This window comes from Methylobacterium crusticola (assembly GCF_003574465.1).
GTDB lineage: Bacteria > Pseudomonadota > Alphaproteobacteria > Rhizobiales > Beijerinckiaceae > Methylobacterium > Methylobacterium crusticola.
Window position 1 is genome coordinate 1 of record NZ_QOWC01000312.1, and the last position, 6,541, is coordinate 6,541.

A 6,541-nucleotide genomic window follows, 5' to 3' on the forward strand; every position below is an offset into this window, starting at 1 on the left:
CCGCACCGGCGGCTCCGCCGGGCGCGGCCCGCCCGCTCCCGGCCGGGGGGGCGGCCGCGCCTCCCCGGGCGGGCGCCGCCCGGTCTCCCGCGCACCCATCCCGCTATCCCTTCAGGGCCGCCGCGACGGCCGCCCGGTCGAAGCCCGCGAGCCCGATGACCACCAGGGTGCCGTCCGGGTGCTCGCCCGGGCGCCAGGGGCGGTCGTAATGGTGCGCGACGCGCCGGCCGACGCCCTGGACGACGAGGCGCATCGGCTTGTCGCGCACGGCGCAGAAGCCCTTGATGCGCAGGACGCCGGCGACCTCGGCGGCCCGCCCCACCCGGGCCGCGAGGTCGTCGGCCGAGCCGGCCGGCGGGACCGGCAGGGCGACGCTCTCGAAGTCGTCGTGGTCGTGGTCCGCCTCGATCTCGTGGTGCGAGGGGCGGGACGCGAGGTCGCTCTCCGCCGCGGCCCCGAGCCCGAGGAGCACGCGGGGGTCGAGGGCGCCGTGCGCCGTCTCGACGACCTTCACGGCGCGGGGCAGGTGCGCCTCCACCTCGGCGCGGACCCGGGCCCGGTCGCCCGCCTCGAGGAGGTCGGCCTTGTTCAGCACCACGAGGTCGGCGCAGAGGAGCTGGTCCTCGAACACCTCCTCGAGGGGATTCTCGTGCTCGACGCTCGCGTCGGCGGCGCGCTGGGCCGCGAGCGCCGCCGGGTCGTCCGCGAAGGCGCCGGCGGCGACGGCCGGGCCGTCCACCACCGCCACGACGCCGTCCACGGTCACGCGCGAGCGGATCGCCGGCCAGTTGAAGGCCTGCACCAGGGGCTTCGGCAGGGCGAGCCCGGAGGTCTCGATCAGGATGTGCTCGGGCGGCTCCGGCCGGTCGAGGAGCGTGTTCAGGGCCGGCACGAAGTCGTCCGCGACGGTGCAGCAGATGCAGCCGTTGGGCAGTTCCACCACCGAGCCCGCGTCGCAGCCCGGCACGCCGCACTCGGCGAGCAGCGCGCCGTCGAAGCCGACGTCGCCGAACTCGTTGACGATGATGGCGAGGCGGCGGCCGTCGTTGTGCGCGATGGCGTGGCGCACGAGCGTCGTCTTGCCGGCGCCCAGGAAGCCCGTGACGATGGTGCAGGGGATCTTGTTCAGGACGGTCATGGCGTCAGGCTGCTCCAGGCGGGATGGCCACGGGGCGGCCGGGCGCGGGGGGGATGCGGGCGACGACGCCCTTGCGGAATTCCTGCGGCCGCTCGCGCCAGGGCACGAGGCCGTCCGGCGCGGCGGCGTAGAGGCCGATGCCGTCGAGGATGACCTCGGCGGAGGCCTGCGGGTCGAGGTCGCCGTAGACGTAGGTCCAGCGGCCCGGGGCCGCCACCGCCACCGTGCAGGGCCGCTTGCAGACGGACAGGCACTCGACGGCCTCGATCCGGACCGGAGCGGCCGGGCGCGCCGCCAGGGCGGCCGCGAGGGCCTCGAGCAGGCGGGCGCCGGCCCGCGGCCCGTCGGCCGGGTCGGCGGCGTCCCGGCAGGCGGTGCAGACGTAGAGCGTCACGGGCTCGGTCGGGTTCGTCATCGGCCGGCCCCTCACGCGGTGCCCGGCGCGGCGGACCGGCCGGAGCCCAGGGCGGTCCAGGCCCAGCCGAAGCCGAGGCCGAGCACCGCCCAGAACGCGAACGCCACCGCGAGGGAGCGGGCGGCGAACTGCGCCGCGTAGGCGGCCGGCAGGGCGCTCGCGGCCTCGGGCGCCCGGGGCGCCCCCCAGACGTGCGGGGCGGCGATCAGGGCGAGGCCGAGCGCCAGGGCGGCCGGCCCGCGCCGGATCGCCGCGAGGTAGAGGCCGAGCCCCGTCGCCGCGACGGTGGCGGCCCACCAGGCCTGGCGGCTCTCGAGAGCCGCCGCCGCCATGCCGGGGAGCTCGGGCGGCAGGCCGACCGCCGGGGCGAGGCTCGCCGCCAGGAAGCCGCCGACCGCGAAGCGCAGGGCCTCGCCGGACGTCACGGTCCGGCGGTCGGCGAGGAGCACCGCGCCGAGCAGCAGGGCGTAGCCGACCCCGCTCACCAGGGTGGCGAGCGCCGTGAAGGCCATGCGGGGCAGGCCGGGGGCGGGCTGCCAGGCGGCCGCCGCGCCGGCGCCCTCGGGGGCATGATCGTGGCCCGCATGGGCGAGGACGAGCAGCGGGTTGCCGCCCCGGAGGCCCGGGTTGCTGCCCGGGAGGCCCGGGTTGCTGCCCGGGAGGCCCGGGAGGCCCGGGCCGGCGGGCGCCAGCCCCGCCTGCTCCTCGTACTTCTCCGCCGCGAGGATCAGCGGCGAGGTCAGGGCGAACTGGAGCACGGAGGTCACGCACGCGGCCAGGAAGCCGGCGACCAGGGCCGCCGACAGCAGACGCTTCGTCATCTGGGGATCACCTGCACGGGAAACAGCCGCCCGGAGAGCCGGGCGGCGCGGTCAGAGGGCCGGGTCGGGTCCGCCGGGGCGGACGGGCGGTCGCCTCAATGGCAGGGAAAGTTGTGGGCGTGGCGCCAGTCGTGCGCGGCGTTGTGCAGCGCCACCACGGGGGCGAAGCCCGAGACGAAGACCAGCCCGAGGCCGAGGGCGGCGGCCAGCACGACGGCGCCGAGGCGCTCGCCCGCGAGCGTGGTGGGAAGGGACCGGGTGATGGCGACCATGACGTGACTCCTGCCGCCCCGCCGGCGGCGTCGAGAGGAAGCGGGTGACGGCAGGTCTCCTGGCTCGCGGCCTCGTTGGCGCCCGCCGCCTTCCCGGATCGCTCCAGTGGCGGGTGGCGGGCCCGAGGGATCGATGTCGTGCCGCTCACAGTTGCGGGGGCAGCCGCGGCTTCCGGGCCGTCGCCCGCCACCGCGTTCCCTTTTCACCTCGTCGCCGAGGCACCGTCGGGCAGGACCCTAGCGGGTCGGAACCGGGCTTGCAATCGGCGCGCCGGGCCCCGACACCATGCGTCCGGCGCGGCGGGGCGCGCCGCGGAGGGATCGAGGTGGCGCAGGAGCGCGGAACCGCGGCGCGGCTGACCCTGGTGCTCGGCGGCGCGCGCTCGGGCAAGAGCGCGCACGCCGAGGGCCTGATCGAGGCCCTGCCCGGCCCCTGGCGCTACGTCGCCACGGCGCAGGGCTACGACGAGGAGATGCGCGCGCGCATCGCGCTCCACCGCGCCCGGCGCTCCGGGCCCTGGGAGACCGTGGACGCGCCCCGCGACCTCGCGGGGGCGCTCGCCGCGGTGCCGCCGGGGCGGCCCGTCCTCGTCGACTGCCTGACGCTGTGGCTGACGAACGCGATGCTGGCCGGGGCCGACCTCGCCGCCGAGACCGACGCCCTGGTGGCCGCCTGCGCGGAGGCCGCCGGCCCGCTGGTGCTGGTCTCGAACGAGGTCGGGCTCGGCATCGTGCCGGACAACGCGCTGGCGCGGCGGTTCCGCGACGAGGCCGGCCGGCTGCACCAGCGCCTCGCGGCCGTGGCCGACCGGGTGGTGCTGATGGTGGCGGGCCTGCCCCTGGCGGTGAAGGGCGAGGGGCCGGGCGCGGCCCGGGCGACGGGAGAGGGGCGATGAGCCGCGACGACGGGGAGGCCGCGCGCCACCGGGCCAAGATGGCCCGGCGCAAGGCGGTCCAGGACGCCGAGGTGGCGGGCAAGACGATCGAGAAGGGGCTGCTGATCGTCCATACCGGCCCCGGGAAGGGCAAGTCGACGGCGGCGTTCGGGCTGATGCTGCGGGCGCTCGGCCGCGGCTGGCGCGTCGGCGTGGTGCAGTTCATCAAGGGCGCCTGGGAGACCGGGGAGCGCCTCGCCCTCGGCCCCTTCGGCGACCGGGTCGCCTGGCACGCCATGGGGGAGGGGTTCACCTGGGAGACCCAGGACCGGGCCCGGGACGTCGCGGCCGCCGAGGCCGCCTGGGCGCGGGCGCGGGCGCTGATGGCGGACGAGAGCGTGCGCCTGGTGATCCTCGACGAGCTCAACATCGCCCTGCGCTACGACTACCTGCCGCTCGCCGAGGTGGTGGCCGCCCTGGCGGGGCGGCGGCCGGACCTCCACGTCGTGGTGACGGGGCGCAACGCCAAGCCGGAGCTGCTGGCGGCGGCCGACCTCGTCACCGAGATGACGCTCGTCAAGCACCACTTCGCCGCCGGCGTGAAGGCGCAGGAGGGAATCGAGTTCTGATCGGGCCCCCGACGCGCCGCCGGCCGCCGTGCGGTGCGCACGGCGGCCGGCGGGATCGCGGCGTCTTCCGGGATCGGGGCGTCCTGGGGCGCGCCGTCCGGCGCGCCGGGCGGTCAGAGGCCGTTGAACTTGTAGCTGAAGCCCGCGCGCACGAGGTTGCCCTCGGTCTGGAAGCGCGAGGTGTAGGAGCCGCGCGGGTTCGGCGGCGCCGCCAGCACGAGGCCGGTGTTGTTCACCAGCACGTTGCGGCGGCCGAGGTCGTAGTGGAGGTACTCGGCCTTGATGGTCACGGCCTGGGTCTGGATGCCGACCAGGCTGAGCAGGTTGAAGCGGGCGAGGAAGCTGTCCGTCGGGATGGCGTACTCGATGCCGCCGCCGTAGGCGAAGCCGGTCTCGATGTCGTTGTAGCGGCCGGCATACGCCAGGGCGAGGGGCCGGCTGGAGGTGCCCTGCGTGTAGAAGTTGGCGTCGTACTGGACGCTGCCGTAGGCGAAGCCGCCCATGCCGTAGACGAACACCCGGTCGAAGGCGTAGCCGACCCGGCCGACGACGGTGCCGAGCCACTCGAGCTCCTGCCGGTAGGCGCTCGGATCGAGGACGGGCGAGAGGTAGAACGTGTTCTTGTGCAGGTCGGTCCAGGCCCAGTCGGCCTGCACGCCGACGACGAAGCCCGAGCCCGGCGTGAACTGGTAATTGTAGCCGAAGCCGCCGCCGATGTTGGCGAGGCCGTCCTGCTCGTTGCGGACCGCCGGCGCGCGCCGCAGGGTGGCGACGTTGTTGATGGTGTTCGTCGGCGTCGTGTCGTTGCCGATCGTGGTGATGCGCTGCTTGTCGGTGAAGACGTAGTCCGTGTGCAGGCCGGCGTAGAAGCCGGTCCAGGTGAACACCGGCACCGGGGTGAAGACCGGCGGCGGGGCTTCCCGCCGCGGCAGGTCGGCGGCCGCGGCGGCCCCGGCGAGGAGCGTCGTGGCGACGCCGGCAAGCATGAACTTCTTGATCACGGGCGGACGCCTCGTCTTGAGTCACTCTCTGCCGGCAGACTAGCTTGAGCGTGCGGCCCCACCTATGACTTTGCAGCCACACTCGAGACGGGATCGACGCGGCCCGCTCCATCGGCCCCTGATCTGTGGAGGACGCGGTGCGGGGCGCGTCGACCGGCACGGGACTGCGCGAGATCGGAACCGGGGCGGGGCGGGACGCCTTGTCCGCGGCGGAATCCCGGGCCGGAGCGCTTTGCGCGGGCGGCCGGGCGTGCTTCAACGGGCGGGATGACGCCGCCCGCTCCCCGTCGCGCCGGGATTTCCGTCCGCCCTGCGCGGCGGGGCCGCAGCGCGGGCGCGGGCGGCCGGGTCGCGGCAGGCCGCGCGAGCGCCCATATCGGCGCCACCCGTCCGGGCACGGCACCCTGCGGTCCGCCGGGCCGGGCGCCGTCCGGGTGGGCGCGGCCCCGCCGGCTCCCGCGCGGGCGCTTCCCCCGCGAACATTTCCTGCGCGCACACTTCCCGCGCGCACATTTCCTGCGCGCACACTTCCCGCGCGCACATTTCCCGCGCGTCCGACCTGAATGGAGTGCATCCGTGATTCCGTGGGTCCATCTCGACACCGGCGCCGTGCCGGGGGAAGCCGCCGCCCTGCGCCTGATGCAGCGCGGCGACGAGTTCTCGATCGTGGTCGGGTCGATCGAGCTGATGAACAACCGGCTCAGCGGGTCCGAGCGGGCCCTGGCGGCGATCGCCTGCGCGCGCCTCAGGGACCGCCGCCGCCCCAGGATGCTCATCGGCGGCCTCGGGATGGGCTTCACCCTGCGGGCGGCCCTCGAGGAGCTGAAGCCGGACGCCGAGGTCGTCGTGGCGGAGCTCGTCCCGGCGGTGACGGCCTGGGCCCGCGGGCCCCTCGCCCACCTCTTCGCCGGGAGCCTGGACGACCCGCGCGTGGAGCTGCGGGAGGCCGACGTCGGCAGCCTGATCCGGGCCGGGCGCGGCGGGTACGACGCGATCCTCCTCGACGTCGACAACGGTCCCGAGGGGCTGATGCGGCGGGAGAACGACCGGCTCTACGACCTCGCCGGCCTCGCGCAGGCGCGGGCCGCCCTGAGCCCGGGCGGCATCCTGGGCGTGTGGTCGCAGGGTCCGGACCGGACCTTCAAGGCCCGGTTGCAGCGCTCGGGCTTCGCCGTCGAGGAGATCCGGGTGCGGGCGAACGGCGGCGCCGGCGGCCGCCGCCACGTCCTCTGGATCGCGGTCCGCACGGAGGAGGAGGCGCGGCCCCCGGGCGGCCCCAAGACGCGGCCGGGCGCGCCCAAAGCCCGGCCGGGCGGCTCCAAGGCCCCGCCGGGCGGCCCCAAGGCCCCGCCGGGCGGCTCCAAGCCCAGGCGTTGAGCCCGCGCGGCCC

The 6,541-nt window shown here is 76.2% G+C and carries 8 protein-coding genes and 1 riboswitch; of the genes, 3 read left to right on the forward strand and 5 right to left on the reverse strand.

Annotated features, from left to right (window positions below):
- Window positions 1–103 precede the first annotated feature (103 nt).
- From cobW to DT057_RS33445, 4 genes are all read right to left on the reverse strand, one after another.
- Entirely contained in the window at window positions 104–1,138 is a 1,035-nt protein-coding gene (cobW, locus tag DT057_RS33430; protein ID WP_128566324.1) for a cobalamin biosynthesis protein CobW, read from the reverse strand.
- A 4-nt stretch (window positions 1,139–1,142) separates the two neighbouring features.
- Window positions 1,143–1,553 carry a DUF1636 family protein gene (locus DT057_RS33435; RefSeq protein WP_128566325.1) on the reverse strand — a complete coding sequence of 137 codons (411 nt, stop codon included), beginning with the start codon at window positions 1,551–1,553 and terminating at the stop codon, window positions 1,143–1,145.
- 11 nt (window positions 1,554–1,564) lie between these two features.
- Window positions 1,565–2,374, reverse strand: a complete 810-nt coding sequence (locus DT057_RS33440; RefSeq protein WP_128566326.1) for a CbtA family protein — start codon at window positions 2,372–2,374, stop codon at window positions 1,565–1,567.
- Window positions 2,375–2,469: 95 nt separating this feature from the next.
- Complete coding sequence (locus DT057_RS33445; RefSeq protein WP_128566327.1) at window positions 2,470–2,646, reverse strand: CbtB domain-containing protein; 177 nt, start codon at window positions 2,644–2,646, stop codon at window positions 2,470–2,472.
- Between the two features lie 32 nt (window positions 2,647–2,678).
- Window positions 2,679–2,888, reverse strand: a riboswitch (cobalamin riboswitch).
- A gap of 114 nt (window positions 2,889–3,002) precedes the next feature.
- On the opposite strand from DT057_RS33445, the gene cobU reads away from it, so the two are divergent.
- Together cobU and cobO are read left to right on the forward strand one after the other, a co-directional pair.
- Entirely contained in the window at window positions 3,003–3,542 is a 540-nt protein-coding gene (gene cobU / locus DT057_RS33450) for a bifunctional adenosylcobinamide kinase/adenosylcobinamide-phosphate guanylyltransferase (RefSeq protein ID WP_128566329.1), read from the forward strand.
- The gene (cobO, locus tag DT057_RS33455) at window positions 3,539–4,150 is read left to right on the forward strand and encodes a cob(I)yrinic acid a,c-diamide adenosyltransferase (protein WP_128566328.1); all 612 of its coding nucleotides are present in this window, start codon (window positions 3,539–3,541) and stop codon (window positions 4,148–4,150) included. Before cobU ends, cobO begins: the two co-directional genes overlap by 4 nt.
- Window positions 4,151–4,263: 113 nt before the next feature.
- Here the strand turns inward: cobO and DT057_RS33460 are convergent, their stop codons facing one another.
- On the reverse strand, window positions 4,264–5,151 hold the full coding sequence (locus DT057_RS33460; protein ID WP_203236453.1) for an outer membrane protein: 888 nt from the start codon (window positions 5,149–5,151) through the stop codon (window positions 4,264–4,266).
- A gap of 576 nt (window positions 5,152–5,727) precedes the next feature.
- Here DT057_RS33460 and DT057_RS33465 point away from each other — a divergent pair.
- Window positions 5,728–6,528 (forward strand): spermidine synthase, encoded by an 801-nt coding sequence (locus DT057_RS33465; RefSeq protein ID WP_238313607.1) that lies wholly within the window; start codon window positions 5,728–5,730, stop codon window positions 6,526–6,528.
- Window positions 6,529–6,541: the final 13 nt, after the last annotated feature.